At 61.8% G+C, this 22696-nt stretch carries 28 protein-coding genes and 1 tRNA gene; 14 read left to right on the top strand and 15 right to left on the bottom strand.

Features of this window, described 5'->3' with window-relative positions:
* Positions 1-44: 44 nt before the first annotated feature.
* From purU to GGD57_RS08955, 4 genes are all read right to left on the bottom strand, one after another.
* Positions 45-929 carry a formyltetrahydrofolate deformylase gene (gene purU, locus GGD57_RS08970; RefSeq protein ID WP_184468852.1) on the bottom strand — a complete coding sequence of 295 codons (885 nt, stop codon included), beginning with the start codon at positions 927-929 and terminating at the stop codon, positions 45-47.
* Between the two features lie 310 nt (positions 930-1239).
* Entirely contained in the window at positions 1240-2256 is a 1017-nt protein-coding gene (locus tag GGD57_RS08965; protein ID WP_184468849.1) for an acyltransferase family protein, read from the bottom strand.
* A gap of 47 nt (positions 2257-2303) precedes the next feature.
* On the bottom strand, positions 2304-3584 hold the full coding sequence (locus GGD57_RS08960) for a hypothetical protein (protein ID WP_184468848.1): 1281 nt from the start codon (positions 3582-3584) through the stop codon (positions 2304-2306).
* Between the two features lie 2 nt (positions 3585-3586).
* The gene (locus GGD57_RS08955) at positions 3587-4636 is read right to left on the bottom strand and encodes a glycoside hydrolase family 5 protein (protein ID WP_184468845.1); all 1050 of its coding nucleotides are present in this window, start codon (positions 4634-4636) and stop codon (positions 3587-3589) included.
* 135 nt (positions 4637-4771) lie between these two features.
* Here GGD57_RS08955 and GGD57_RS08950 point away from each other — a divergent pair, with 135 nt between their 5' ends.
* Positions 4772-6403: a GumC family protein gene (locus GGD57_RS08950; protein ID WP_184468843.1), complete on the top strand. Its 1632-nt coding sequence runs from the start codon at positions 4772-4774 to the stop codon at positions 6401-6403.
* Positions 6404-6474: 71 nt separating this feature from the next.
* Positions 6475-6807, top strand: a complete 333-nt coding sequence (locus tag GGD57_RS08945) for a hypothetical protein (protein ID WP_184469165.1) — start codon at positions 6475-6477, stop codon at positions 6805-6807.
* Positions 6808-6820: 13 nt separating this feature from the next.
* Here the strand turns inward: GGD57_RS08945 and GGD57_RS29115 are convergent, their stop codons facing one another.
* Positions 6821-7084, bottom strand: coding sequence for a hypothetical protein (locus GGD57_RS29115; protein WP_184469175.1), 264 nt, complete (start codon positions 7082-7084; stop codon positions 6821-6823).
* Positions 7085-7131: 47 nt separating this feature from the next.
* Here GGD57_RS29115 and GGD57_RS08935 point away from each other — a divergent pair, with 47 nt between their 5' ends.
* Positions 7132-7428, top strand: coding sequence for a DUF982 domain-containing protein (locus tag GGD57_RS08935; protein WP_184468841.1), 297 nt, complete (start codon positions 7132-7134; stop codon positions 7426-7428).
* A gap of 156 nt (positions 7429-7584) precedes the next feature.
* On the opposite strand, the gene GGD57_RS08930 is transcribed toward GGD57_RS08935, so the two are convergent.
* A tRNA-Leu gene (locus GGD57_RS08930) sits at positions 7585-7671 on the bottom strand.
* Positions 7672-7839: 168 nt separating this feature from the next.
* Between GGD57_RS08930 and GGD57_RS08925 the strand changes: the two genes are divergently transcribed.
* Complete coding sequence (locus tag GGD57_RS08925) at positions 7840-8253, top strand: BA14K family protein (RefSeq protein ID WP_184468839.1); 414 nt, start codon at positions 7840-7842, stop codon at positions 8251-8253.
* Between the two features lie 10 nt (positions 8254-8263).
* On the opposite strand, the gene GGD57_RS08920 is transcribed toward GGD57_RS08925, so the two are convergent.
* Positions 8264-8557, bottom strand: coding sequence for a SelT/SelW/SelH family protein (locus tag GGD57_RS08920; RefSeq protein ID WP_071084390.1), 294 nt, complete (start codon positions 8555-8557; stop codon positions 8264-8266).
* A gap of 125 nt (positions 8558-8682) precedes the next feature.
* Here GGD57_RS08920 and GGD57_RS08915 point away from each other — a divergent pair, with 125 nt between their 5' ends.
* The 3 genes from GGD57_RS08915 (at position 8683) to GGD57_RS08905 (ending at position 10496) form a co-directional block, all read left to right on the top strand.
* Complete coding sequence (locus GGD57_RS08915) at positions 8683-9420, top strand: type 1 glutamine amidotransferase (RefSeq protein ID WP_184468837.1); 738 nt, start codon at positions 8683-8685, stop codon at positions 9418-9420.
* Between the two features lie 11 nt (positions 9421-9431).
* Positions 9432-9980: a sugar O-acetyltransferase gene (locus GGD57_RS08910; protein ID WP_184468835.1), complete on the top strand. Its 549-nt coding sequence runs from the start codon at positions 9432-9434 to the stop codon at positions 9978-9980.
* Positions 9981-10043: 63 nt separating this feature from the next.
* Positions 10044-10496: a GFA family protein gene (locus tag GGD57_RS08905; RefSeq protein WP_184468833.1), complete on the top strand. Its 453-nt coding sequence runs from the start codon at positions 10044-10046 to the stop codon at positions 10494-10496.
* Between the two features lie 4 nt (positions 10497-10500).
* Here the strand turns inward: GGD57_RS08905 and GGD57_RS08900 are convergent, their stop codons facing one another.
* From GGD57_RS08900 to tenA, 4 genes are all read right to left on the bottom strand, one after another.
* Complete coding sequence (locus GGD57_RS08900; RefSeq protein ID WP_184468831.1) at positions 10501-10800, bottom strand: CcdB family protein; 300 nt, start codon at positions 10798-10800, stop codon at positions 10501-10503.
* Complete coding sequence (locus GGD57_RS08895; RefSeq protein WP_184468829.1) at positions 10800-11030, bottom strand: type II toxin-antitoxin system CcdA family antitoxin; 231 nt, start codon at positions 11028-11030, stop codon at positions 10800-10802. The genes GGD57_RS08900 and GGD57_RS08895 overlap by 1 nt, the downstream gene beginning before the upstream one ends.
* A gap of 58 nt (positions 11031-11088) precedes the next feature.
* Positions 11089-12921 (bottom strand): translation elongation factor 4, encoded by a 1833-nt coding sequence (gene lepA, locus GGD57_RS08890; protein WP_184468827.1) that lies wholly within the window; start codon positions 12919-12921, stop codon positions 11089-11091.
* 77 nt (positions 12922-12998) lie between these two features.
* Positions 12999-13697: a thiaminase II gene (gene tenA, locus GGD57_RS08885; protein ID WP_184469162.1), complete on the bottom strand. Its 699-nt coding sequence runs from the start codon at positions 13695-13697 to the stop codon at positions 12999-13001.
* A gap of 138 nt (positions 13698-13835) precedes the next feature.
* Between tenA and GGD57_RS08880 the strand changes: the two genes are divergently transcribed.
* Positions 13836-14405 (top strand): helix-turn-helix domain-containing protein, encoded by a 570-nt coding sequence (locus GGD57_RS08880; protein WP_184468825.1) that lies wholly within the window; start codon positions 13836-13838, stop codon positions 14403-14405.
* A gap of 23 nt (positions 14406-14428) precedes the next feature.
* Positions 14429-14947: a GNAT family N-acetyltransferase gene (locus GGD57_RS08875; RefSeq protein ID WP_184468823.1), complete on the top strand. Its 519-nt coding sequence runs from the start codon at positions 14429-14431 to the stop codon at positions 14945-14947.
* Positions 14948-14962: 15 nt separating this feature from the next.
* Here the strand turns inward: GGD57_RS08875 and GGD57_RS08870 are convergent, their stop codons facing one another.
* Positions 14963-15574: an HAD-IA family hydrolase gene (locus GGD57_RS08870; protein ID WP_184468822.1), complete on the bottom strand. Its 612-nt coding sequence runs from the start codon at positions 15572-15574 to the stop codon at positions 14963-14965.
* A gap of 133 nt (positions 15575-15707) precedes the next feature.
* Between GGD57_RS08870 and GGD57_RS08865 the strand changes: the two genes are divergently transcribed.
* From GGD57_RS08865 to GGD57_RS08855, 3 genes are all read left to right on the top strand, one after another.
* A complete protein-coding gene (locus GGD57_RS08865) occupies positions 15708-16733 on the top strand; it encodes a histone deacetylase family protein (protein ID WP_184468820.1) in 1026 nt (341 codons plus the stop codon).
* Between the two features lie 9 nt (positions 16734-16742).
* Positions 16743-17294, top strand: coding sequence for a recombination regulator RecX (recX, locus tag GGD57_RS08860; RefSeq protein ID WP_184469160.1), 552 nt, complete (start codon positions 16743-16745; stop codon positions 17292-17294).
* A 197-nt stretch (positions 17295-17491) separates the two neighbouring features.
* Positions 17492-18385: an EamA family transporter gene (locus GGD57_RS08855; RefSeq protein WP_184468818.1), complete on the top strand. Its 894-nt coding sequence runs from the start codon at positions 17492-17494 to the stop codon at positions 18383-18385.
* Positions 18386-18388: 3 nt separating this feature from the next.
* Here the strand turns inward: GGD57_RS08855 and GGD57_RS08850 are convergent, their stop codons facing one another.
* Entirely contained in the window at positions 18389-18856 is a 468-nt protein-coding gene (locus GGD57_RS08850) for a group III truncated hemoglobin (protein ID WP_184468816.1), read from the bottom strand.
* Between the two features lie 171 nt (positions 18857-19027).
* Here GGD57_RS08850 and mbfA point away from each other — a divergent pair, with 171 nt between their 5' ends.
* Entirely contained in the window at positions 19028-20011 is a 984-nt protein-coding gene (gene mbfA, locus GGD57_RS08845) for an iron exporter MbfA (protein WP_085735703.1), read from the top strand.
* Positions 20012-20240: 229 nt separating this feature from the next.
* On the opposite strand, the gene GGD57_RS08840 is transcribed toward mbfA, so the two are convergent.
* A complete protein-coding gene (locus GGD57_RS08840; protein ID WP_097612464.1) occupies positions 20241-20840 on the bottom strand; it encodes a transglutaminase-like cysteine peptidase in 600 nt (199 codons plus the stop codon).
* A 164-nt stretch (positions 20841-21004) separates the two neighbouring features.
* Positions 21005-21844: an alpha/beta hydrolase gene (locus GGD57_RS08835; protein ID WP_184468814.1), complete on the bottom strand. Its 840-nt coding sequence runs from the start codon at positions 21842-21844 to the stop codon at positions 21005-21007.
* Positions 21845-22022: 178 nt separating this feature from the next.
* On the opposite strand from GGD57_RS08835, the gene infC reads away from it, so the two are divergent.
* Positions 22023-22559 carry a translation initiation factor IF-3 gene (gene infC, locus GGD57_RS08830; RefSeq protein ID WP_184469158.1) on the top strand — a complete coding sequence of 179 codons (537 nt, stop codon included), beginning with the start codon at positions 22023-22025 and terminating at the stop codon, positions 22557-22559.
* Positions 22560-22696: the final 137 nt, after the last annotated feature.

Below are 22696 nucleotides of genomic sequence, written 5' to 3'. Positions count from 1 at the left end.
AGATTGTCTTTCGCCAGCAAAAGAGATGTGAGCTTCGGCGCCCCTCAGCCCATGCGTTCGGAAGCGAAACTGCCGGGGCTTGCCGGGAAGACGACGGTGCGGTTGCCGTTGATGAAGGTTCGGTGGTGGATATGGGCGTGGATGGCGCGCGCCAGCACCTGGCTTTCGACATCGCGGCCGATCGAGACATAGTCGTCCGGCGATTGCGCATGGGTGATGCGCGCCGTGTCCTGCTCGATGATCGGACCTTCGTCGAGATCGGCGGTGACGTAATGGGCGGTCGCCCCGATCAGCTTCACACCGCGGCCATAGGCCTGTTTGTAGGGATTGGCGCCCTTGAAGCTCGGCAGGAAGGAGTGGTGGATGTTGATGATCTTGCCCGACATCTTCTGGCACATCTCGTCCGACAGGATCTGCATGTAGCGGGCGAGCACGATCAGTTCGGTGCCGGTCTGCTCGGCCACCTCCATGATATGGGCTTCGGCCTGAACCTTGTTGGCCTTGGTGACCGGGATATGGTGGAAGGGGATGTCGTGATTGACGACGACCTTCTGGTAGTCGAAATGGTTGGAGACGACGCCGACGATGTCGATCGGCAGGGCGCCGATCTTCCAGCGGTAGAGCAGGTCGTTGAGACAATGGCCGAAGCGCGACACCATCAACAGCACCTTCATGCGGCTCTCGCTGTCGTGGAATTCGTATTCCATCGCAAAGGGTGCGGCGACAGCGGCAAAATCGGCGCCGATCTCGGTGCCGGACAGGCCCTCTTCGGAAATGAAGCTGACGCGCATGAAGAACCTGCCGGTATCGAGATCGTCGAACTGGCTGGAGTCGATGATGTTGCAGCCCTTCTCGGCCAGATAGCTCGAAATCGCCGCCACGATGCCACGCGTCGATTTGCAGGATACCGTCAATACATAGCTTCTCATGTCTTTCCCTCTTCCCTCTGCAAGATCGCCGCCGTGCTTAGATCAAACCCTGGGCCGCGAATAGGCCGGTGCACTTTCATTCATGCGACAAATTGCAAGATAAACCATCACGTTCCTGCAAGTTCTCTCATCGCTGGTCAGCTTAGGAGAAGTTGCTGGAAAAGCTGTGCCACCAGCGCCGCCTGGATGTGTATTCTCGCCTTCATTGGCTGAAATAAAGCATGTCGCGCAAAGCCGCTGAGCAATTTGCGACATCGAGATGCCAAGGATGTAAAGCGCGGTAGGCAAATCCCAGGGGGCGCGACATGTTTTAGGCCGGCGGGCGGCTGACAACCGCCACCTTTCGTCGCGGCGTCGTGATTTCATGGATGATCACGCCGCCGATCGACGAAAGCACCAGCGCCAGGACGATGAAGAGCACCGGCTGCTGCAGGATGCCAAACGGCAGGCGGTCGGCGGCGACCCTCAGGAAAGCCAGCGTGAAGGCGTGGGTGATATAGATGCTGTAGGAGCAGTCACCGAGATAGTTCAGCCAGCCGATGATCGGCAGCCTGGAAAAGTCGGTCGAAACAGCACTATAGACGATGAAGATTGCCGGGATACCCCAGGCGTAGAACCGGCTTTCCGGCGGCATCAGCGCCTCGTTGATGAAGAGGAACGCAAAACCCAGGGCAAGCACCGCCCAAGCCCAGCGGTTGGGCAGAAGCAGCTTCTGCCCATAGAGCCAGCCGAGCACGACGCCGGCGAGAAATTCCAATATGATCGGCTCGCCATAGAACCGGGTGGCGGTTGTATCAGGCAAAAGCCGGCAGGCGATCAGGACGACGGCAAAGACGGCAAACATCGCCGGTATACGGCGGACTTCCCGGAGCGGCAGCAGCAGCGCGAAAACGAAGTAGAAGAACATTTCGTAATTCAGCGTCCAGCCCGGCACGACCACCGGCGTGATCGTGGCGGGATCGGCGGGATTGGCCCACGGCAGGAAGAACAGCGAGGCGATGAGATGCGGCAGGTCGAACACCGTCGATTTCAGCAGTGACGGGGCCACCAGCGCCACCGCAGCCGAAAACAGCGTTGCCAGCCAATAGAGCGGAACGATCCTTTTGATGCGCCGGTGGGCGAAATCGACGGGGCTCATCGCCCGCCCGCTCGTTGTCAGCCACATGACGAAACCGCTGAGCACGAAGAAGATGTCGACGCCGGTTTCACCATAGACCAAGGCGGTGGCGTCGACCGCCGGATTGACCTTGGCAAGCTGCAATATCGCGTGGAAATAGACGACCATCAGCGCCGCGACGGCGCGCAGATATTGAAGCTGGACAAGCATCTGGCGTCTTGCTCCCTCGGGCGTCGGTCAGAACCGTGCCGCTGCGGTCAACTCTCTACATCTGCCGGACCACCCTGCCGGATGCGCGGGCTGTCGTGGAAGCGCATATATCCGACGACGAACCAGAGGAGGCCGGCGATCTTCATCGAGAAAACGGCGGTTCCCCCGATCATCATATTCAGAAAAATGAAAAGAGAAAGTGAATGGGCGCAGCGCCGCTGCGCCGCCGTGCGCCCGGCGGGAAAAAGGCAGACGAACAGCCAGAGGGCGATGACGCCGAAGATCGTCGCCGCGTAGATCAGATAGACATAGCCGCTGTCGGCAAATTCCGCGACCCGGTCGACCGAAAGCCCGAGGACGGCGAGCGGATCGAGTTCCATGATCTTCTTCATCGTCAGGTTGATGCGGCCGGTGAAGTTGTCGCCGGTCGCATTGGGTTTCAAGGTGTAGACCAGAAAACCCGCAGCGACGATCAGCGGCATCAGCGCCAGATTGAAATTTTTCGGGATCTTCGGAAAGACGAAATAACCGGCGATGCAGGCAAAACAGAAGATCAGCATCGTGCGGGTGTCGTTCGTCACCAGGATCAGCACGGCCGTGGCAATGAACAGCAGCCGGTCCCAGCGGCCTAGTCTTTCCCACATGGAAATCAGGTAGATCGCGATCACGCCGCAGAAATTGGCGAGCGACACCTGCTCGAGAAAGATCGACGAGGAACGGTGGTCGATGATGCCGAAGGAGAAACGCTCGGGAAAGCCGAGCGCGTTCTGAAACAGGCCCGTGGTGTTGTAGCTCAGCGGCAGCAGTCCGCGCGTATTGGCGAAATAATCGGACGGATGCACGATGCTGACAAAGAACGGCACGCTGATGATCTCGAAGATCAGGAAGATCAGCACCGTAAGGCTTGCCCCGCGAAAGGCGAGCTTCATCGTCTTCTCGTTGCTCCAGCCCCCGAGCCCGGTAAAGCAGAAGATGATCAGAATGTTGCGGAAATGATCGATGAACAGCATGCGGTTCAGCACGCTGACATAGATGGTCACGACGAGCGTGAACAGCAGGAACAGGAAGGCCGGCAGGTCGGTCTCGTAGATGCCTCTGTGCAGGATGTAGATGATGGCGCTCGCCATGATCAGGCCTTCGCTGGCGGCGACATGCGTCATCGACAGCGGCATGATGTTGTGGTTGATGAAGGCGAGAATGCCGTTGTAGAGCACCGACAGCAGGCCGAGCCACAGCACCGGGTAATCGACGCGCGATGCCGCGCCTGCGCCATCGAGCCGGTTGCCGGCCACAGCGAAGGTCGCAGCCTTGTGGTCGCTGACCGCCATTCTCACTTCCTCGCCGGCTTGACGGCGGAGCAAATGCCGGTATCGGCCTTTGCCGCCTCGGCCAGAAGCCGCATCTGTGGTCGCTCAGGGCCTTTGCGCGGCTGGACGTTGAACGGCTCGTCCGCCGGCCACCAGTCGCCCGCCGCCCAATAAGACCAGCCAAGCCAGGCGTCGCCATTGCCGGTCAAGGTGGCGTAGATCTCGGTCAGCCCGCTCATGCAATCCTTGTCGGCGGCGGCGCCGAATTCGCCGAGAAAGCCGCGCTTGTGGTTCCGCTTCAGCCAGGCGGTGACGCCGGCGATCGCCTCGACCGCGCCGTCCGCACCTTCGCATGTCGGGTGGGTCCCGGAAGAATCGACGTCGAGATACTGGTGGACCTCATAGGCGTAGAAATCGAGAGGGTCGCGCACGCCGAGCATGACAGTGCCGTTGGCGCCGCCGATCACGTCCTTTTCCCAGCTGTGAGCACCGCTCCACGCCGTCCCCGGCACCAGAATGAGATTGCGGGCGCCGACGGCGCGAATGCTGCGGATCGCCGCATTGGCGGCAGTGAGCCAGTCCGTCGCCTTGATGTCGTGCGGCTCGTTCATCAGACCGAAGAGAATGCCGTCCTGATTGGCGAATTCGACCGCGAGCCTTGCCCAGAAATCAGCGAAGGCGGCATCCGTCGCCGGCGCCGTGCCGACCTGGGTCTTGTCGTAATAGCCGAAATTATGCGGGTCGAGCAGCACGGCCATGCCGTGCTTGCGGATCAGGCCGACGGTATCCTTGATCCGCTTGAGTTCGTCCTCGTCGAGCCGCCCGCCGAGCGCCGGCTGCAGCCGCTCCCAGCGGAAGGGCAGCCGGACGATCGTCATGCCCTTTTCGGCGAAATAGCCGATCGTCTCTTCGCTGGGATAGTTATAATTGGTGCCGTAGGTGCCGTCGCGTTCGCCATATTCGCCGCCGGAAAGATTGACGCCGCGGTAACAGGGCGCGTCCGCTGCAAGGGCCGGCGAGGGGACGAGCGCGGCGGCAAGCAGCAGCGCTGTCAGATGTCGTCTCGCCCTCATCGTTACCCCTCGCAATCGCGTCAAATCGCAACATTGCGTCGCTGAAATTATTTTAACGGTCCGTTAGCTAAGAATTTCTAAAGTCTCGGCACCTCGGCTTCAGTCTTTCACGCTGGGCGGGACACGAGTGCGCGTATGAACCAGTATGACAGGAACAGGGTAAGCCGGCTCCCCGGCTGGCGCAGTTTTGAGCCGCCTCAGACTGCGCCGGAAGGCGTGCGCATGCGCAGTCCTGTCGTCCGTCCGGACGATTTTGTCCCTCCGCCGCCTGAACCCGCCCCGCCTCCTGTCTCTGTGCCGCCGCCGGCAAGGGTTGCGCAAACCCGGCAATCCGAGCGTCCGGCGCCGCCACCTCCGCCTCCACCTCTGCATCAGAAGCAGCCTGTCGTCGACGCGCCGTCGAACGCTGCAGCTGCGCCTGACGCGCCCCTTCTCGATCTGCGCTCCAGTATCGCCGCGATCTGGAGCCGGCGGCTGGTCGTGCTCGGTCTGGCGCTTCTCGGCGGCGTTGCCGGCGGAGCGCTGGCGCCGTTCATCGGGCAGAAATTCACCGCCGTCAGCAGCCTCTATTTCGATCCGCGCCAGATCGGCCTTGCCGATCCGGGCGCGCAATCTTCGGGACCCTCGCCGGAAATGATCTCGACGCTGATCGATAGCCAGGTGCAGATCCTGACGTCGGGCAATGTGCTGCGCCGCGTCGTCCAGGCTATGAAGCTTGACCAGGATCCGGAATTCACCGGTGGCCGCACCGATGGCGCCGCCGTGATCGGTACGCTGCAGAAGGCACTGGTTATCACCCGCGAGGCCACCACCTATGTCGTCTCACTTGCCGCGACGACGAACGATCCGGAAAAATCCGCAAGGCTTGCCAACCAGGTCGTCACCTCCTTCACCGAAGAGGAAAACAGCGCCTCGAACGGCATCTACGAAAACACCTCCTCGACGCTCGACGGACGCCTCGACGATCTGCGCCGGAAGGTGCTGGAGGCCGAACAGGCCGTCGAAACCTTCCGCGCCGACAACGACATGGCCGCGACCGAGGGCAATTTGATCTCCGATCAGCGGCTGGTCTCGCTGAACACGCTGCTGGTAACGGCGCAGGAAAAGACCATCCAGGCCAAAGCGCGTGCCGATGCGGTCGCCAATCTCCGCGTCGAGGACGTCGTCGCCGGCAACCAGGCGGAAGGCGGCGTCACCTCGCCGCTCGTCAGCCTGCGTCAGCAATATGCCACCCAGGCCGCCGCCGTCGGCAGCCTCGAAAGCCAGATGGGCGCGCGTCATCCGCGCCTGCAGGCGGCCCGCTCCTCGCTGCAGAGCATATCGGGCGAAATCAAGGGCGAATTGCAGCGCCTCGCCACCTCGGCAAGAGGCGAATACGAGCAGGCCAAGGCCGCCGAAGACAGCGTCGCCAAGGAGCTTGCCGTGCAGAAGGCTTTGCAGGCGAGCACCTCCGACAAGCAGGTAGAATTGAACGAATTGCAGCGCAAGGCGACGGCGGCGCGCGATATCTACGAGACGGTTCTGAAGCGCTCCAGCCAGACGAGCGAGGAGCAGAACCTCAACCAAAGTAACATTCGCGTCATCTCGCCGGCCGAGCCGCCGGTCAAGGCCGATGGCCCGAGCAGGAAAATCCTGCTGATCGCCGGCATCATCGGCGGTCTTCTTGCCGGTTTCGTCGTCGGCGCGGGTTTTGCGATCCTCGCCGGCCTGTTCGGCCACCCCCTCATCAGAAGTTATTTCAGGAAGCCGCCCGCTGCGGCCGCTTGATGCCGGCCTTTGCTTTCCCTACATCCTGAGAGCGGCCTGTTGCCGGCAGGAGAGTTGCCATGCAGCTTCTGATGCGGTTTGTGATGATGTTTCCGATGCTGCTCATTGCCGTGTCCGGCCTTGCCCTGTCGTCCGCCCTTGCCGTCGACTGGAGGAAGTCGGTCGATTCCGGCGTTCAACCCCTCTATCCCTACAAGGGTCTTCCCGGCGTCAAGGCGCAGCCGGATAAGAAAGACGAAGAATCCTATAATTGCCGCACCGAAACCGTCCAGATCCGCCGCCGTTACGACGAGATCTTCCGCTCCGGCGGCATGCCGACGCTGATGTATGTCTGCGAACGCGACGGTTTCATCTCGATGGATGACAAGGTGCCGCTGCGCGGCCATTATCAGCCGGTGCGGTAGGCGCTTCAGGCGGTCAGAAAACCTCTGGACGCGACTGCCGGAAACGTTCGACCGGAAGCTCCATCCTTAGATAGTCGAAGCTGGCATTTGCTTCGGACCGGTCGACAATCGAATATTTGACCATGCCCTCTTCTTCGGTCCGCCGCAGCGGCAGGCTTTCGGCCGTCGTCGCGCGCTCGAAGCCCGCATGTTCTGAAGGCCGCTTCGCGAGAGCCTGCGGGTACTCCGGCGGATGGATCGAGACCCCCCAGAAAGCATCTCGACCGGTTGACGGCATGCTTCTTGCATTGTTACTAATATTCTAACCTTTGGGGAGAAAGTGCCATGCAATGGAACACATCGGCGGATTTTGCGCCTCTTGTTCTCTTTCTTGGTGGCCGGCACAAGCGCAGGATCGTCAGGACGCTGCGCGACGCCGCCGAGGTGCTGATGGTGGACTGGCCGTTTGAAGACGGAGAGGAATATGTCGTCGCCGTGAAGGCTTGCGCCGATGCCATTATCGGCCAGATCGGCATGGACGAACTCCGGGAATTGCTCCTCAGCGCTGCCAGGGAAGCCGGTATGGGGGTTCTAACCGTTATTCCCGACAGCCGGAAGACGACGCCCCATATGGCCGCCTGAGCAAACGTCGACCCATTGGCCTTGGCTCAGGGCATTGATGCCAACAAAGTGTCTGGATGAATGGGACGTCATTCAGACATCAGGCAATAAAAAAACCCGGTAAACCGGGCTTCTTTGGGGATGTTTCTGGACCGCTTTTGGCGGCTGAAACGGGAATGGTGCCCAGAAGAGGACTCGAACCTCCACACCCTTTCGGGTACCAGCACCTGAAGCTGGCGCGTCTACCAATTCCGCCATCTGGGCGACGGAGAGCGATGTAAGGGGGCGGCTTCTGACTGTCAACTGGGTTTTTGAAGTTTTTCTGACAGTTGACGAAAAAGCAGCCGGCCGCCTGTGGGGAACGACCGGAGACCAGGCATAGCGCTCCGGTCGGCACGCCCTATATAAAGGAAATATCGAAAGGAATGCTGCATGTCCGTTTCCCGCGCCCTTCTGCTTGCCGGTCTTTTAGCCCTCGCGCCAGCCATGGCAGCGGCTGATTCGCTGAAGCTGGGCAGGCCGGGGGTCGGGCCGCTCAACACCGGATCGACGCTTTGCGATTTTCGCGGCTGCTTCGGTTTCGGGCCGCAGCAATGGCATCGCCCCGCCTATGTTCAGCCGAATTACCGGCCGCGCGGCGCGACGGGACCGACCTATTATCTGCCGGGCGCCGCCGGCCGGCCGCAACTGACCTATGATCCGCCGCCGGTGCAAAAGATTCAGCCGAACGCTGCAAACAAGCATATCGCCTGGTGCACCAATGAATACCGCTCCTACAATCCGAGGACGGATCACTTCCTCACCTATGAAGGCGTCTATCGGGTCTGCCGTTCGCCCTATCGCTGAGTGGGTCCGCTCAGCTTTCCAGCGAGGCGCGGTCGACATGGCCGAGATCGCGGCCGGGCTCGACGATGTCGCGGACCCGTTGCTTCAGCTCCTTCGGCCCGGGAAAGCCGCCGTCGCGCTTGCGTTCCCAGATGAGATCGCCGTTGACGCGGATCTCGAAATTGCCGCCGGTGCCGGGGATCAGCGCCACCTCGCCGAGACTGTCGGAAAAAGTGTGCAGCAGCTCCTGCGCCATCCAGGCGGCGCGCAGCAGCCAGTTGCACTGAGTGCAGTAGAGGATCGAGACACGGGCTTTTTCGGTCATGATGTTTCCTTTCGTTTGCATGGATTTAAGCCTCTACAGCGCGCCCACGCAATGGCGCGTTTAAGCATCTTGCGCGCGGTTCTCCGGCATGGTCTCTTCCCCGGTGGTCATACCGGGGAAAGCTGATGCGAGTCGCCGTCGTCGAAAATATGCGCAATACCGGTCTCGGAGCGCTCGCCAGAGCGCTCGACGAAGCGGGAGCTGACATCGAGTGGTTTCGCGTGTGGCAGGACGGCATCCTGCCGCAGGATATCTCCAGGCATGATGCGCTCGTCGTCCTCGGCGGCGAGCAGAGCGCCCTGGATGACGCGGCGCATCCCTACCTGCCGGAGCTCGCCCGGCTGGCGCGCTGCTTCGGCGATGCTGGCAAGGCCGTGCTCGGCATCTGCCTCGGCAGCCAGATCCTCGCCCGTGCCTATGGCGCCGACAATCTGTTGGGCGCTGCCCGCGAGTTCGGCTGGCATAAGATCGGTGTCACCGGCGAGGGGCAGGCCGATCCGCTGCTACAGGCGCTCGGCGGCGAATTCACCATCTTCGAATGGCATGCCGATACCTTTACCCTGCCGGAGGGTGCCGTCCGTCTCGCCACCAGCCCCGTCGCCGAGAATCAGGCCTTCCGCGTCGGCCGCGCTGTCTATGGCACCCAGTTCCATTTCGAGGCGAACACCAGCGTCGTCGAAGAGTGGAAGGCCGATTTCCCCGATACGATCGCGCGCATCGCCCCCGGCTGGCTGGAAAGCCATGCCGAACTGGCGGCAAGACATGGCGGTGCCGCCGATGCCGCCGGCCTTGCCATTGCCCGCGCATGGGTCAGCCTGATCGAACCGCAAGAGATCGTGGTGCTGTCGCAGGCTTCGGCGTGAGAGGCGAGACGATGCCGGCAAGCGAACGCGAGAAGATGGCGGCGGGGCAATGGTATTGCTGCCTCGACGACGCGCTCGATCTCTTGCGCCGGCAGGCGCGCTTGGCCATCCACGCGCACAACACGCTGCCGCCGGAGGAACGCGGCGCCGTAGCACCCGCCCTGAGGGCGCTCTTTGCACAGGCGGCGCCCGATGTCTTCATCGAGGCGCCGTTTCACTGTTCCTACGCCATCAATATCCTTCTCGGCGAACGCGTCTATTTCAATGCCGGCTGCACCATCCTCGATTCCGGCCGGGTGAGCATCGGCGACCGCAGCATGTTCGGCCCCGGCGTGCAGATCTATTGCGCCGAACATCACAGGGATGCAGCGCTTCGCAGCCAGGGCATCGAGATCGCCCGGCCGGTCACGATCGGCAAGGACGTGTGGATCGGCGGCGGCGCCATCATCCTCGGCGGCGTGACGATCGGCGATGGCGCGATCGTCGGCGCCGGCGCTGTGGTGACGAAGCATGTACCTGCCGGTGCAACCGTGGTCGGCAATCCGGCCCGCATTCGCTAATCCGGTTCCCATCTCGACACTCGGAATCACTCCGCTAGATGAGAAAGCGAAACGGAGGGAACCATGAGCAAATTGAATTTACCCTTGGAAGGCGGCTGCCGCTGCGGCCGGGTACGGTTGAAGGTCGGTGCGCCGCCGCTGCTGACCATGGCATGCCATTGCACAGGCTGCCAGAGGATGACGGCGAGCGCCTATTCGCTGAGCGCCGCCATCCCCAGCGAAGGCTTCGAGGTCACCAAAGGCGAGCCGGTTATCGGCGGCCTGCACGGCGTCACCAAGCATTATTTCTGCCCGCATTGCATGAGCTGGATGTTCACCCGGCCGGAAGGCATGGACTGGTTCGTCAATCTGCGCGTCACCATGCTCGACGATGTAAGCTGGTTCACCCCCTTCATCGAGACATGGACGAGCGAGAAGCTGGCCTTTGCGGAGACAGGGGCGGTGTACAGCTACGCGGCCCTGCCTGCGATGGACGCTTATGAGGGGCTGGTGAAGGAGTATATGGGCAGGGAATGAAGGCTCAGAAGCCCTGGAAGAGAAAGTCGACGGCCGCGATAATGCGATCGCTATGGGAGGTCAGATCAGCGACGGCGCCTCCGATTTCCTTTGTGGAAATCGAGCCGGTAAATTGAGTAGCCATCACATAGGGCAGATCGTTGATCATGAATTGCGGATTGAGCTGGCGCATGATCTTGGGGAGAGCTTCCAACGGAAGCATTGGCGCCATGATCCGCGTCGTCAGCTCGCCAAGCAGGTCGGATTGCAGATCAAGAACAAGCGCACCCGTATGGGTGAGATTGTAGACATGAAACCGGGCCATCAGAACTGCCGATATTTCTGAAGCGGAAGGCCGTGCTTTTCGACATAGGCATTGGAAGCAGCGATAGCCTCGGCGTTCTCGATGCGCCAAAGCCGTTCGCGTTCCGCCTTTATCGCCTTGGCGATCCCATCTTCCGCCGCCCTGGATATGTTGATCTTCAGCTCACGCGCCTGGGAGACGAGACCTTCATCGAGAGAGAGGTTCGCTGCTTTTCTCGCCTGCTGGGTCATAAGGCTCTCCTCGGTCCTATGCGCAGATCATATGCGCATAGGATGTGATTGAGAAGCGTTATTCGTCGCCCATCTTCAGCGCCGCGATGAAGGCTTCCTGCGGGATCTCCACCTTGCCGAACTGGCGCATGCGCTTCTTGCCGGCCTTCTGCTTGTCGAGCAGCTTGCGCTTGCGGGTGGCGTCGCCGCCGTAGCATTTCGCCGTCACGTCCTTGCGCAGCGCCGAGATCGTCTCGCGGGCAATGACGTTGCCGCCGATCGCCGCCTGGATCGGGATCTTGAACATGTGCTTCGGGATCAGTTCCTTGAGCTTCTCGCACATGTCGCGGCCGCGCTTTTCGGCGGCGGTGCGGTGCACCATCATCGAGAGAGCATCGACCGGCTCGCCGTTGACGAGGATCGACATCTTCACGAGGTTGCCCTCGCGGTGGTCGGTGAGCGTGTAATCGAAGGAGGCATAACCCTTCGAGATCGACTTCAGCCGGTCGTAGAAATCGAAGACGACTTCGTTGAGCGGCAGATCGTAGGTCAGCATCGCGCGCGTGCCGACATAGGTGAGTTCGATCTGGATCCCGCGCCGGTCCTGGCAAAGTTTCAGGATGCCGCCGAGATAATCGTCAGGCGTCAGGATCGTCGCACGGATCCACGGCTCGTGGATTTCGGAGATCTTGACGACATCGGGCATGTCGGCCGGGTTGTGCAGCTCGCGCTCGGAGCCGTCGGTCATGTACATCTTGTAGACGACGGAAGGCGCGGTGGCGATGAGGTCGAGGTCGAACTCGCGCTCCAGCCGTTCCTGAATGATTTCGAGATGTAAGAGGCCGAGGAAGCCGCAGCGGAAACCGAAGCCGAGGGCGGCCGAGGATTCCATCTCGAAGGAGAAGGAGGCGTCGTTGAGGCGAAGCTTGCCCATGGCGGCGCGCAGATCTTCGAAATCGGCGGCATCGACCGGGAAGAGGCCGCAGAACACCACCGGCTGCGCCGGCTTGAAGCCCGGCAGCGCTTGCGCCGTCGGCCGCTTGTCCTCGGTGATCGTGTCTCCGACGCGGGTATCGGCCACTTCCTTGATCGAGGCGGTGATGAAGCCGATCTCGCCGGGGCCGAGGCTGTCGACATTGACCATCTTCGGCGTCAGCACGCCGACGCGCTCCACCTGGTATTTGGCATCCGTGCCCATCATGCGGATCGTCTGGCCCTTGGTCAGCACGCCGTCGATGATGCGCACGAGAACCATGACGCCGAGATAGGTGTCGTACCAGCTGTCGACGAGCAGCGCCTTCAGCGGCGCCTTGTCGCCGCCCGGGCTTTTCGGCGCCGGCAGCTTGTGGACGATCGCCTCCAGCACATCGGGAATGCCGAGGCCGGTTTTGGCCGAGATCAGCACGGCCTCCGAGGCGTCGATGCCGATCACTTCCTCGATCTGTTCCTTGATCCGGTCGGGTTCTGCGGCCGGCAGGTCGATCTTGTTGAGGACGGTGACGAGCTCGTGATTGTTGTCGATCGCCTGGTAGACGTTGGCGAGCGTCTGCGCTTCGACGCCCTGGCTGGCGTCGACGACGAGCAGCGAGCCCTCGCAAGCCGACAGCGAGCGCGAGACTTCATAGGCGAAGTCGACGTGGCCGGGCGTGTCGATCAGGTTGAGAATGTATTTTTCGCCGTTGTTTGCCTGGTAATGCAGGCGCACGGTCTGGGCCTTGATGGTGATGCCGCGCTCGCGCTCGATATCCATATTGTCGAGCACCTGCTCGGACATTTCGCGCTCGGCAAGGCCGCCCGTCGTCTGGATCAGGCGGTCGGCCAGCGTCGATTTGCCGTGGTCGATGTGGGCCACGATCGAGAAGTTGCGGATATGGGACAGCGGAGTGGTCGAATTGGTGCTCATGCGCGCCATATAGCAGCGCCGCCCCCTGCCGCAAAGCGGTAATTATCCTGCTGTTTACGCTATTTTGCGCACCGGTCGAAGGCGTGTCAGACCGGCCACGTCTCCAGCCGCCAGGCCGAATCCCAGAACATCCATTCATATTGCGAAGCGCGCACGAAGACATCCATCATCTCTATGCGCTCCGTGGGCGAGGCGCCGCGGGCGGCGATGTCGGTCAGCGCGATCACCTCGCGGGCGCCGGCTGCGAACTGCGGATCGCCATAGGTGTTGATCCAGGCCTGGAAGGCATTGCCCTCGACGGCTGGCCGGTTCTTGATCGCTTCGCCGACGTGCCAATAGATCCAGAAACAGGGCAGGATCGAAGAAAGCGCCACCGCGTAGGAGCTGTGATAGGCGGTGGCAAGCAGGAAATTCGTATAGGCAAAGCAGGCGGACGAGGGTTCGGCTGACGTCACATCCTCGGAGGAGATGCCGAACTGGGTGAGGAAGCCGGCATGCAGGCCCTGCTCGACGGTGATCGCCTTCTGCGCCGAACCGAGGAAGCGCAGCACCTGCGCATTGTCGGGCGCCTTGGCCGCGACAATGGCGAGGCATCGCGCATAATGCTTCAGATAGAGCGCGTCCTGCAGGATATAGTGCCGGAAAACCTCCGGCGGCAGCGTGCCGTCCGAAAGCCGTGTCAGCAGCGGCAACACTTCGATCTCGGCCATGACAGGCGCTATCCGGTTCCAGGCGGCGACCGTGAAGCTTCCCGTCTCGTCCATGCTCTGCGTGTTCGCGTCCATCATTCTCTCCTCCGATTTCGGCTGCCATATATCGATGCCGGAGTGGTGAAAGCAAGGCGCGACCTGCCCCATCGAAGCAGACTTGATTCCATCATCGGATAATGTATTTCTCTTATAGTGGAATCATGGGATCGGACGATGGAACAGCGGCTCGAACAGGCGATCGGCCTTCGCATCCGTACGCTGCGGCTGGAAAAGAGCCTGACGCTGGATGATCTGGCTGTTGCCTCCGGCGTCAGCCGGGCGATGATCTCGCGCATCGAGCGGGCGGAGGCGAGCCCGACCGCCTCGCTGCTGGCAAGGATCTGCGCCGCGCTCGGCCTGTCGCTGTCAGCCTTTTTCGCGGAAGAGGGAGAACAGGCCTCGCCGCTTGCCCGCCGGCAGGAGCAGCAGATCTGGCGCGATCCCGAAACCGGTTATCTCAGGCGTTCCGTTTCGGCGCCGGGCACAGCCTCCGATGTCGATATCGTCGAAGTCGAATTCCCTTCCGGCGCCCGCGTCAGCTTTCCCCCGCATGCCGCATCCCATGGCATGACGCAGCATATCTGGCTCTTCGACGGCGAGCTGGAGATGACGGCGGGTGAAACCGTTTACCGCTTGCGACCCGGCGATTGCCTCTTCATGCCGGTCGGCGAGGGCCATGTCTTCCACAATCCCGGCAACGCGCCGGCGCGCTATTGCGTCGTGCTCGATCGCGGCGGCCGATGACAGCTTCATTTCAGGAGAACAACATGCCGGACATTCGTATCCTTTCCGCCGACGAGGCGCGCGCCGCCATTCCGGCTCTGTCGGCGGTGCTGGCCGATTGCGTTGCCGGCGGCGCCTCCGTCGGCTTCATGCAGCCCTATGGGCCCGACGATGCCGAGCCCTATTGGCGCGATGTCGCCGACGCGGTCGTCATCGGCGCCAGCCTGCTGCTGGTCGCCGAACTGGAGGGCCGGATCGTCGGCACGGTGCAGGTGGGGGCCGCGCAGATGCCGAACCAGCCGCATCGCGGCGATCTGAAGAAGCTGTTGGTGCATCGTTCCGCCCGCGGGCGCGGCCTCGCCCGGCTGCTGATGGAGGCCGCCGAACGCGAGGCGGTCCGATACGGCAAGACACTGCTCGTGCTCGACACGGCAACCGGCAGCGATGCCGAGGCGATCTACCCGCGGCTCGGCTGGCAGCGCGTCGGCGTCATCCCCGATTATGCGCTGTGGCCGCAAGGCGGCTTCTGCGACACCACCCTGTTCTACAAACGGCTCGCCTGATTGCGCCCGCGCCGCCTATGCCCACCTTGCGAAGATGGGAAGCGTCCCGGCGAGCGTCGCGCCCGCCGTCCATTGCGCCGCATTCCAACCGAACTGCCGCGCCGCTTCGACATTCGCTGCCATATCGTCGATGAAGGCGATTTTCCCGGCCGGCACGCCGGCGCGTTCGGTCGCCAGCCGGAAGAAGTCGGGCGAAGGCTTGCTGTGCCCGAGCGCTGCGGAATAGATGATGTCGTCGAAATGTTCGCCAAGGCCGAGTTGCTCCATCAGGTAGCGCGCCCGCCTGTGTTCCTGGTTGGTCGCCAGGAAGAGGGTGACGCCGCTTTGCCTGAGCCCGGCGATATCCGTCAGCAGATTGCGGTCGAGGCGGGAATCGTTCTCGAACCAGTAGTCGATCAGGACAGCGGCGCTGAGATGCGGCGCGATCTTTGCGAGCACTTCGGCGAGCCTTGGTTCCAGCGGCTCGCGGCCGATGATGATGTCACCCCAGCACGTCTGGAAGAATTCCTGCTGCAGCAGGTCGGGCCGCAATCCGAGATCGCGCTCGAGATAAGTGAAGTGGGGCAGCCCGTCGGCCGGACGACCATGAATGAGCACACCGTCGACATCGACCATCAGCACCGTCATGCGGAAATTTCCTTCGGTCTTCAAACATCGGGAAGGTGAAGTCATCCCCCGTGTCGATCAAGGGCGCCGCGCCGGCTTTTTTGTCGCGGCCGAGCCATGTAAGTCTAGAATTTAAATCGAGGACGAATCCGAAATGCGCGTCATCTATTCCGAGGACCATAAGCTGCGCGATGCCAGGACCGAGCTTTATGCCGGCCAACTGGTGACGCCCTTCGAGGCGCCGTTCCGGGCCGAATGGATCCTGGCGGCGGTCAAGGACGCAGGTTTCCGGGATGTCGTGTCGCCCGATGCGCATGGGCTGGAAACGGCGCGTAAGGTTCATGATCCCGCCTATCTCGATTTTCTCGCCACCGTCTGGGATCGCTGGGTCGCGGCGGGCTTTGAGGGCGAGGCGATCGCCAATTCCTTCCCGGTCCGCCGCACCAGCCAGCGCGTACCCGACAATATCGTCGGCGCGATCGGCCATTATGCCAATGCCGCCGATACCTCGATCACCAAGGGCTCCTACGAAGCGGCGATCGCCTCGATGCGCTGCGCGGTGACGGGCGCCGATTGGCTGAATGCCGGCAATCGGTTCGCCTTCGCGCTCTGCCGCCCGCCCGGCCATCACGCCGGCATCGATCTCTTCGGCGGCTATTGCTTCATCAACAATTCCGGCGTGGCGGCCCAGCGTCTGCTCGATTACGGCGCGAAGAAGGTCGCCGTGCTCGATGTCGATTTCCACCACGGCAACGGCACCCAGGATCTCTTCTATCACCGAGGCGATGTCTTCACCGCCTCGCTGCACGGCGATCCCATGCACGCTTTCCCTTATTTCCTCGGCCATGTCGACGAGGAAGGCGAGGGGGAGGGCACAGGGGCCAATCGCAACTATCCGATGCCGCCCCACACGCCCTTCGATGTCTGGTCTTGGGCGCTTGCCGACGCACTCGCCCGCATCAAAACCTTCGGCGCCGAGGCGATCGTCGTGGCACTTGGCGTCGATACCTTCGAGCGTGATCCGATCTCCTTCTTCCAGCTGAAATCGGAGGACTTCATTCGCATGGGAGAGATGATCTCCGCCGCCGGCCTGCCCGTCGTCACCTGCATGGAGGGCGGCTACGGTGTGCCGGAGATCGGCCTCAACGTCGCCAATGTCCTCAAAGGTCTGGAAGCCTGATTGCTTGATATGACCGACGAGACCGTTCCATCCGATATCCCGACACCCCGTATGCTGAGCTGGGCCCGCAACTCCGCCATCTATCGCCTGGAGCGGCGGATGATGACGGAAAAGCAGCTGTTTGACGCTATCACCCGCAAGGCGAAGGAGAAGTTCGAGGATATCAGCGCGGCCCAACTCAAGACCGTTGCCGATTTCGCGGTCAGATTTGCCTATGACAACAAGGTGCTCGACGACAGCGCCTATGCCGAGATCAGCACGCGCTCCGCCGTGCGCGGCGGCAAATCGAAGCGCGCCATCGCCCAGAAGCTTGCTGCCAAGGGTGTCGCGAGCGACAAGGTCGAGGCTGCCCTTGGAGAGGCTGACGATCTCTATGCCGCGGCGATATTTGCCCGCAAGCGCGCCTTCGGCCCGTTCCGCCGGGTCGAGCTTGACGAAAAACGGAAGGCCAAGGAGCTTTCGGCCTTCGCCCGCAACGGCTTCGGTTTCGACATCGGCAGGCAGGTTTTCGAGATGAGTTTCGAGGATGCCGAAGAGGTCATTCTTGCCGGCCGTCGCTAAAGCGCGTCGCGATCTTTCAGATGCGCTTGCCGCGTTTTAGGCCTTTGATTCCGCATGTCTTTGGCGAAAAACCGCTGTACACTTTTGCGCGACATGCTTTTATTTTCGCATCAAGGCTCTTTCTGCCTGGATCAGAAGTTTGAATTTGTCGCTCGCACGCCGTCTTCGTAAAGAAGAGCGCATAATCGGGGGCGAGCATGGACGAAAAAGCAAATGGCGGCGCGGGCACGCTGACCGCGGAGGCATCGACGGCATTCGGCGGCGTGGCGGCCGGCGGACTCATGTGCCTCATGTCCATGTCGTCGATCCAATTCGGCGCGGCATTGTCCTCCTCGGCCATCACAACCTATGGACCGGCCGGCGCCTCCTGGCTGCGCCTCGCCTTTGCCGCCATCATTCTCGCCGTCTTCGTGCGGCCGCGTTTCGTCAGCTACACCAGGGCGCAATGGACGAGTGCTCTGGTTCTCGGCACGACGACCGCGCTGATGACCATGAGTTTCTTTGCGGCGATCGAGCGCATTCCGCTCGGTCTGGCCGTGGCGATCGATTTTCTCGGTCCGCTTTCCGTGGCGACCATCGGCTATGGCCTCGGCCGGCGTCTGATCTGGCCCCTCCTTGCCGGGCTTGGCGTTCTGGCGCTTGCCCATGACGGCCACGGCTGGGTTGGCAATATCGAGGGTATTTTCTTTGCGCTCGGCGCAGGAACCGGCTGGGCGATCTATATCGTCTTGACGAAAAAGATCGGCGCGAGCTTCAAGGGGCTGGAAGGGCTTTCCATGTCGCTGATGGTTGCCGCACTGGTGGCGACACCCTTCGGCTTTGCGGGCGCCGTACCGGCGCTCGATGGCTACGGCCTGATTGAAATGGCGGGCCTTGCCATTCTGGTGCCGCTGCTGCCCTACACGCTGGAACTGATCGCCTTGCGGCGGATGCCGACAGCCTCCTTCGGCATTCTGATGAGCCTCGAACCGGCCATCGCCGCACTCGCAGGCTTCCTCATCCTGGCCCAGCCGATGACGCTTCTGCAGATGGCCGGAACGGCCCTGGTCGTCGCCGCAAGCGCCGGCGCGACCTTTTCGGCCAGGCAATAAAGATCAGCCCGTCTTCTTTGCCGGATCGTCGAGGGCAGGATTGTAAAACAGCGACAGCGTCAGGCTCCTGGCGATCCGCTCCGCCGTCGCCATGAACCAGGCCTTGGCTTCCGGCGAGGGCGCGAGATCGTCGAGCGTTGCGGCAAACAGCGCCAGCCATTTCGGAAAGAGATCGGGCGTCAAGTTCGAAACGCCGGTATGCGCCTGCACCGGCTTGCCGCCATAGGCGCCGCTGCGGAAGGCGACGGCCGACCAGAAGCTTTTCATCTTCTCCATATGCTCCGGCCAGCGGCCGGAAAGCCTGGCGTCGAACACCGGCCCGAGATCGGGATGGGCAAGCACGCGCCCGTAAAAGGTCTCGACCAACCTGTCGATGAAGGCCCGGTCGATCCCCATCGCCTTCATTTCGGCCTCCGCCCTTTCGCGGATCGCCGCGACATGGGCAGGGCGGCCCTGAATCTCATTGTCCATCATAAACCCCGGCGCCGCGTGATGCGGCAGCCCTCATATAGGTGTTTGTGGCGGCGAGCCAAAGTCGCCTGCGCCGCTTGCGGCAATCTGTCAGCCGGCCTGCGGCATGCCCTTGACCGTCACCGCCGCCTTCTCTAGATTTAGAATTATTCTAAATTATTGGAGAAGGTCATGCTGGCGCGGTTTTTCAGATCCTCGAAACGGTCTTTCGACTCGCTGTCCGAGCAGGAAATCCTTGCCCTGGCGATCGCCTCGGAGGAAGACGATGCCCGCATCTATCTCGCCTATGCAGACAGGCTGCGCCGCGACTTCCCCGCCTCGGCCAAGGTCTTCGAGGATATGGCCGAGGTCGAGGACACGCATCGCAAGTCGTTGTTCGAAATCCATCGCCAGCGTTTCGGCGAGCGTATTCCGCTGATCCGGCGCGAGCATGTGCAGGGCTTTTATGAGCGCAAGCCCGATTGGCTCAGGGCAAACCTGTCGCTGGATGCGATGCGGCAGGAGACGGAAGCCATGGAGGAGCAGGCCTACCGCTTCTACGTCGAAGCGGCAAAACGCACCTCGGACGCCTCGACGCGCGAACTTCTCGGTGATCTCGCACTTGCTGAACAGGGGCATGAAGATATCGCCCGCATGCTGGGCGACAAACATACGCCCGAAGATGTCAAGCGCGACGAGAACGAAGCGGTGCATCGGCAATTCGTGCTGACCTATGTGCAGCCGGGTCTTGCCGGGCTGATGGACGGCTCGGTCTCGACACTGGCGCCGATCTTCGCTGCCGCCTTCGCCACGCAGGATACCTGGCAGACCTTCCTTGTCGGCCTGTCCGCCTCCGTCGGCGCCGGCATTTCGATGGGCTTCACCGAAGCGGCCCATGACGACGGCAAGATCTCCGGCCGGGGCTCACCGGTCAAGCGCGGCCTTGCCTGTGGCATCATGACGGCGCTCGGCGGCTTGGGTCACGCACTGCCTTACCTGATCCCGCACTTCTGGACTGCAACGATCACCGCCGCGATCATCGTCTTCTTCGAACTCTGGGCCATCGCCTTCATCCAGAACCGCTACATGGAAACCCCCTTCCTGCGCGCCGCCTTCCAGGTTGTGCTCGGCGGCGGCCTGGTGCTCGGCGCCGGTATTTTGATTGGGAATGGGTGAGTTGCGGTCGGGCAAAGCCCGAGCAATCGATCCAGTGAATCGATTGCAGCAACGAACGCCCTGAGCCTAAAGCGAAGGGCCGGGAAGCGCTGCGGCAAACCAATACCCTATCTCATACGAGGGTGCGGCACAGCGATCAGCCCTCGTCAGGACTGGAAAGATTGCAGCGGATCCCGAACAGCAAAAGGCCGGCTTTCGCCGGCCTTTTCCCACATTCCCCCCGAAATTCTTACCGCAGTGCGCCGACCAGAACGTCGCGGCCGTTCTCGATGGTGACCCAGCGGCCGGCATTGTAGCTCGACTGGCGCTTGACGAACGAATAGGGCGTGCCGAACCACGGCTTGACGTCGGAAGCGAGGTTGTCGAGCACGAAATCGCCCTCGGCGGTGCGCAGCGTCAGCACGGCGTGACCTTCGCCGTCGGGCTTGCGCACGACGGTCATCAGCAGGTCGGCTGCCGAAAAGCCGCGCTGGATCAGCATGCGGCGCTTCAGAAGCGCGAAATCCTCGCAGTCGCCGGCCGTGGTCGGATAGGCCCAGACCTCGTCCTTGCCGTAGATTTCCTTGTCGGTCATCGGCGTGATCGTGCGGTTGACGGTGGCGTTGACCGAACGCACGAGCGACCATTTTGCCGGGGTCATCTCGACCGGGCCGGAATTCCGGTTCGGACCGCATTCATTGCGGTGAATCTGACAGAAATCATAGTGGCCGATCGGCTGCGAAGTGGCATTGCCTGTGACCATCGAAGCATTTCTGCTTGGGGCCGGTACGGCGGCTGTCGCCATCGCAAACACGGCCATCATGGCCACGAAGATACCCTTGATCCGCACGCCCGCTCTTCCTCGCATCGCCCCTTAATTATTAACAAAGTGTTAATGGAGAGGGCCGAGAAGAGTCAATCGTTACTTCTTGGGAGCACCTTGCGACTCGCCGGTATGGTTAAAATGCCACGGATCGGGGACTTACTTTAGGGGGATTTATCCGCCGTTGCCATTCAGGCGGGCATCTTCATATCCGCCACTGAGCGGATGATGCCTTTGACGGCGCCGAGGAGAAGCGCAATATCGCCGGGGCGGGAAAGGCGGTGGTCGCCGTCGCGGACGAAGGTCAGCACCACGTCGTCGGCGGGAAGATGTTCGACCAGTTTCATCGCATGCGCATACGGCACGTCGGCGTCTTTCATGCCCTGGAGGATATGCACCGGACAGCCCGTTTCGATGATGCCGTCGAGCACCCGGTTTTCGCGCCCGTCCTCGATCAGCGCCCTTGTATAGATGTTCGGTTCGGGGCTGTATTGCGAACGCTCTTCGAAATAGCCGCGCTCGGCAAGCGACTTGCGCTCCCTGGCCTTGAGGTTCGGCTCGATCAGCTCGGAGGTGAAATCCGGCGCCGGTGCGATGAGCACCATCCCTGCGAGTTTTGGGCGTTCGAGCTTCGGGCCGCCCTGCCGGGCAAGTTCCTGCGCCAGCCTGAGCGCGATCCAGCCACCCATCGAGGAGCCGACGAGGATCACCCGGTCGGGGGCGACATGGCGGATGACAGCCAGGGACTCCTCCAGCCAGCGCGAGATCGTGCCGTCGCGGAAGCTGCCGCCTGAAAGCCCGTGACCGGAATAATCGAGGCGGATGCAGGCGAGCCCAAGCTCCGCCGCCAGCCCGTCGAGTTCCACGGCCTTGGTGCCGCTCATATCGGAGCGGTAGCCGGATAACCAGACAAGCGCCGGTGTGTCGCTGCCGGCTTGCGCCGGGCGGACGATGATAGCGATATCACGCGCCGCCTCACCTTCGCCGACCGTCAGGAACTGCGGCTGGGCATTCGGCATCTGATCGGACATCGGCGAAACTCCTGTTGTTTTGGCCTATAAAACAGATTCTTGGCAGGCTGACAGCGGGTGATTTTTCCGCTAAAGGATGATATTGACTCCGTTGCAGCAATGACGCGACACGTTTGTGCACCCTGATCGGGAGCGCGAGGCTGCAACATTCCGAAAACAACGCGAGGAGAATACGACCATTCGCAGACCTTTTAAAACCGACGCGCCCGTGAAGGACGGACCGCGCTCGAACCGTGAAATCCGCATTCCCAGGGTTCAGCTGATCGGGGCTGACGGCGAGAATATGGGTGTCGTGCCTACCGACCAGGCCCTGAGAATGGCTGAGGAAGCCGGCCTCGATCTCGTCGAAATTTCCCCCAATGTCGAACCGCCGGTGTGCAAGATCCTCGATCTGGGCAAGCTGAAATATGCCAACCAGAAGAAGGCTGCCGAGGCGCGCAAGAAGCAGAAGATCGTCGAAGTCAAAGAAATCAAGATGCGCCCGAACATCGACACTCATGATTATGACGTGAAGATGAAGGCGATGGGTCGCTTCTTCGACGAAGGCGACAAGGTCAAGGTGACGCTGAAGTTCCGCGGCCGTGAAATGGCCCACCAGGAACTCGGCATGAAGCTTCTGCAGCAGGTCAAGGCCGATACGACCGAATTCGCCAAGGTCGAAGCCGAACCCAAGCTCGAAGGCCGCCAGATGATGATGGTGCTGGCGCCGAAGTAAGCGCCAGGCACTTTTTCGCCCCAAGGCCGTCCGCAAGGGCGGCTTTTGTGCTTTCAGGTATTGCGCTTTCGGGGTGGCCGAAGATTCCTCCGCGGCCCCGTTGCACTTTCAGGACGCTGCGGTTATAAGCGCGCGTC

The sequence above is a fragment of the Rhizobium esperanzae genome, assembly GCF_014197615.1.
Lineage (GTDB): Bacteria > Pseudomonadota > Alphaproteobacteria > Rhizobiales > Rhizobiaceae > Rhizobium > Rhizobium esperanzae_A.
The sequence above is the reverse complement of the archived record's forward strand: the minus strand, read 5'-3'. Positions and strand labels throughout refer to the sequence as shown.

Coding starts and splice junctions, on each gene's coding strand:
- purU (WP_184468852.1), bottom strand. CDS start 929: ATGAGAAGCTATGTATTGACGGTATCCTGCAAATCGACGCGTGGCATC.
- GGD57_RS08965 (WP_184468849.1), bottom strand. CDS start 2,256: ATGCTTGTCCAGCTTCAATATCTGCGCGCCGTCGCGGCGCTGATGGTC.
- GGD57_RS08960 (WP_184468848.1), bottom strand. CDS start 3,584: ATGGCGGTCAGCGACCACAAGGCTGCGACCTTCGCTGTGGCCGGCAAC.
- GGD57_RS08955 (WP_184468845.1), bottom strand. CDS start 4,636: ATGAGGGCGAGACGACATCTGACAGCGCTGCTGCTTGCCGCCGCGCTC.
- GGD57_RS08950 (WP_184468843.1), top strand. CDS start 4,772: ATGAACCAGTATGACAGGAACAGGGTAAGCCGGCTCCCCGGCTGGCGC.
- GGD57_RS08945 (WP_184469165.1), top strand. CDS start 6,475: ATGCGGTTTGTGATGATGTTTCCGATGCTGCTCATTGCCGTGTCCGGC.
- GGD57_RS29115 (WP_184469175.1), bottom strand. CDS start 7,084: ATGCCGTCAACCGGTCGAGATGCTTTCTGGGGGGTCTCGATCCATCCG.
- GGD57_RS08935 (WP_184468841.1), top strand. CDS start 7,132: ATGCAATGGAACACATCGGCGGATTTTGCGCCTCTTGTTCTCTTTCTT.
- GGD57_RS08925 (WP_184468839.1), top strand. CDS start 7,840: ATGTCCGTTTCCCGCGCCCTTCTGCTTGCCGGTCTTTTAGCCCTCGCG.
- GGD57_RS08920 (WP_071084390.1), bottom strand. CDS start 8,557: ATGACCGAAAAAGCCCGTGTCTCGATCCTCTACTGCACTCAGTGCAAC.
- GGD57_RS08915 (WP_184468837.1), top strand. CDS start 8,683: ATGCGAGTCGCCGTCGTCGAAAATATGCGCAATACCGGTCTCGGAGCG.
- GGD57_RS08910 (WP_184468835.1), top strand. CDS start 9,432: ATGCCGGCAAGCGAACGCGAGAAGATGGCGGCGGGGCAATGGTATTGC.
- GGD57_RS08905 (WP_184468833.1), top strand. CDS start 10,044: ATGAGCAAATTGAATTTACCCTTGGAAGGCGGCTGCCGCTGCGGCCGG.
- GGD57_RS08900 (WP_184468831.1), bottom strand. CDS start 10,800: ATGGCCCGGTTTCATGTCTACAATCTCACCCATACGGGTGCGCTTGTT.
- GGD57_RS08895 (WP_184468829.1), bottom strand. CDS start 11,030: ATGACCCAGCAGGCGAGAAAAGCAGCGAACCTCTCTCTCGATGAAGGT.
- lepA (WP_184468827.1), bottom strand. CDS start 12,921: ATGGCGCGCATGAGCACCAATTCGACCACTCCGCTGTCCCATATCCGC.
- tenA (WP_184469162.1), bottom strand. CDS start 13,697: ATGGACGCGAACACGCAGAGCATGGACGAGACGGGAAGCTTCACGGTC.
- GGD57_RS08880 (WP_184468825.1), top strand. CDS start 13,836: ATGGAACAGCGGCTCGAACAGGCGATCGGCCTTCGCATCCGTACGCTG.
- GGD57_RS08875 (WP_184468823.1), top strand. CDS start 14,429: ATGCCGGACATTCGTATCCTTTCCGCCGACGAGGCGCGCGCCGCCATT.
- GGD57_RS08870 (WP_184468822.1), bottom strand. CDS start 15,574: ATGACGGTGCTGATGGTCGATGTCGACGGTGTGCTCATTCATGGTCGT.
- GGD57_RS08865 (WP_184468820.1), top strand. CDS start 15,708: ATGCGCGTCATCTATTCCGAGGACCATAAGCTGCGCGATGCCAGGACC.
- recX (WP_184469160.1), top strand. CDS start 16,743: ATGACCGACGAGACCGTTCCATCCGATATCCCGACACCCCGTATGCTG.
- GGD57_RS08855 (WP_184468818.1), top strand. CDS start 17,492: ATGGACGAAAAAGCAAATGGCGGCGCGGGCACGCTGACCGCGGAGGCA.
- GGD57_RS08850 (WP_184468816.1), bottom strand. CDS start 18,856: ATGGACAATGAGATTCAGGGCCGCCCTGCCCATGTCGCGGCGATCCGC.
- mbfA (WP_085735703.1), top strand. CDS start 19,028: ATGCTGGCGCGGTTTTTCAGATCCTCGAAACGGTCTTTCGACTCGCTG.
- GGD57_RS08835 (WP_184468814.1), bottom strand. CDS start 21,844: ATGTCCGATCAGATGCCGAATGCCCAGCCGCAGTTCCTGACGGTCGGC.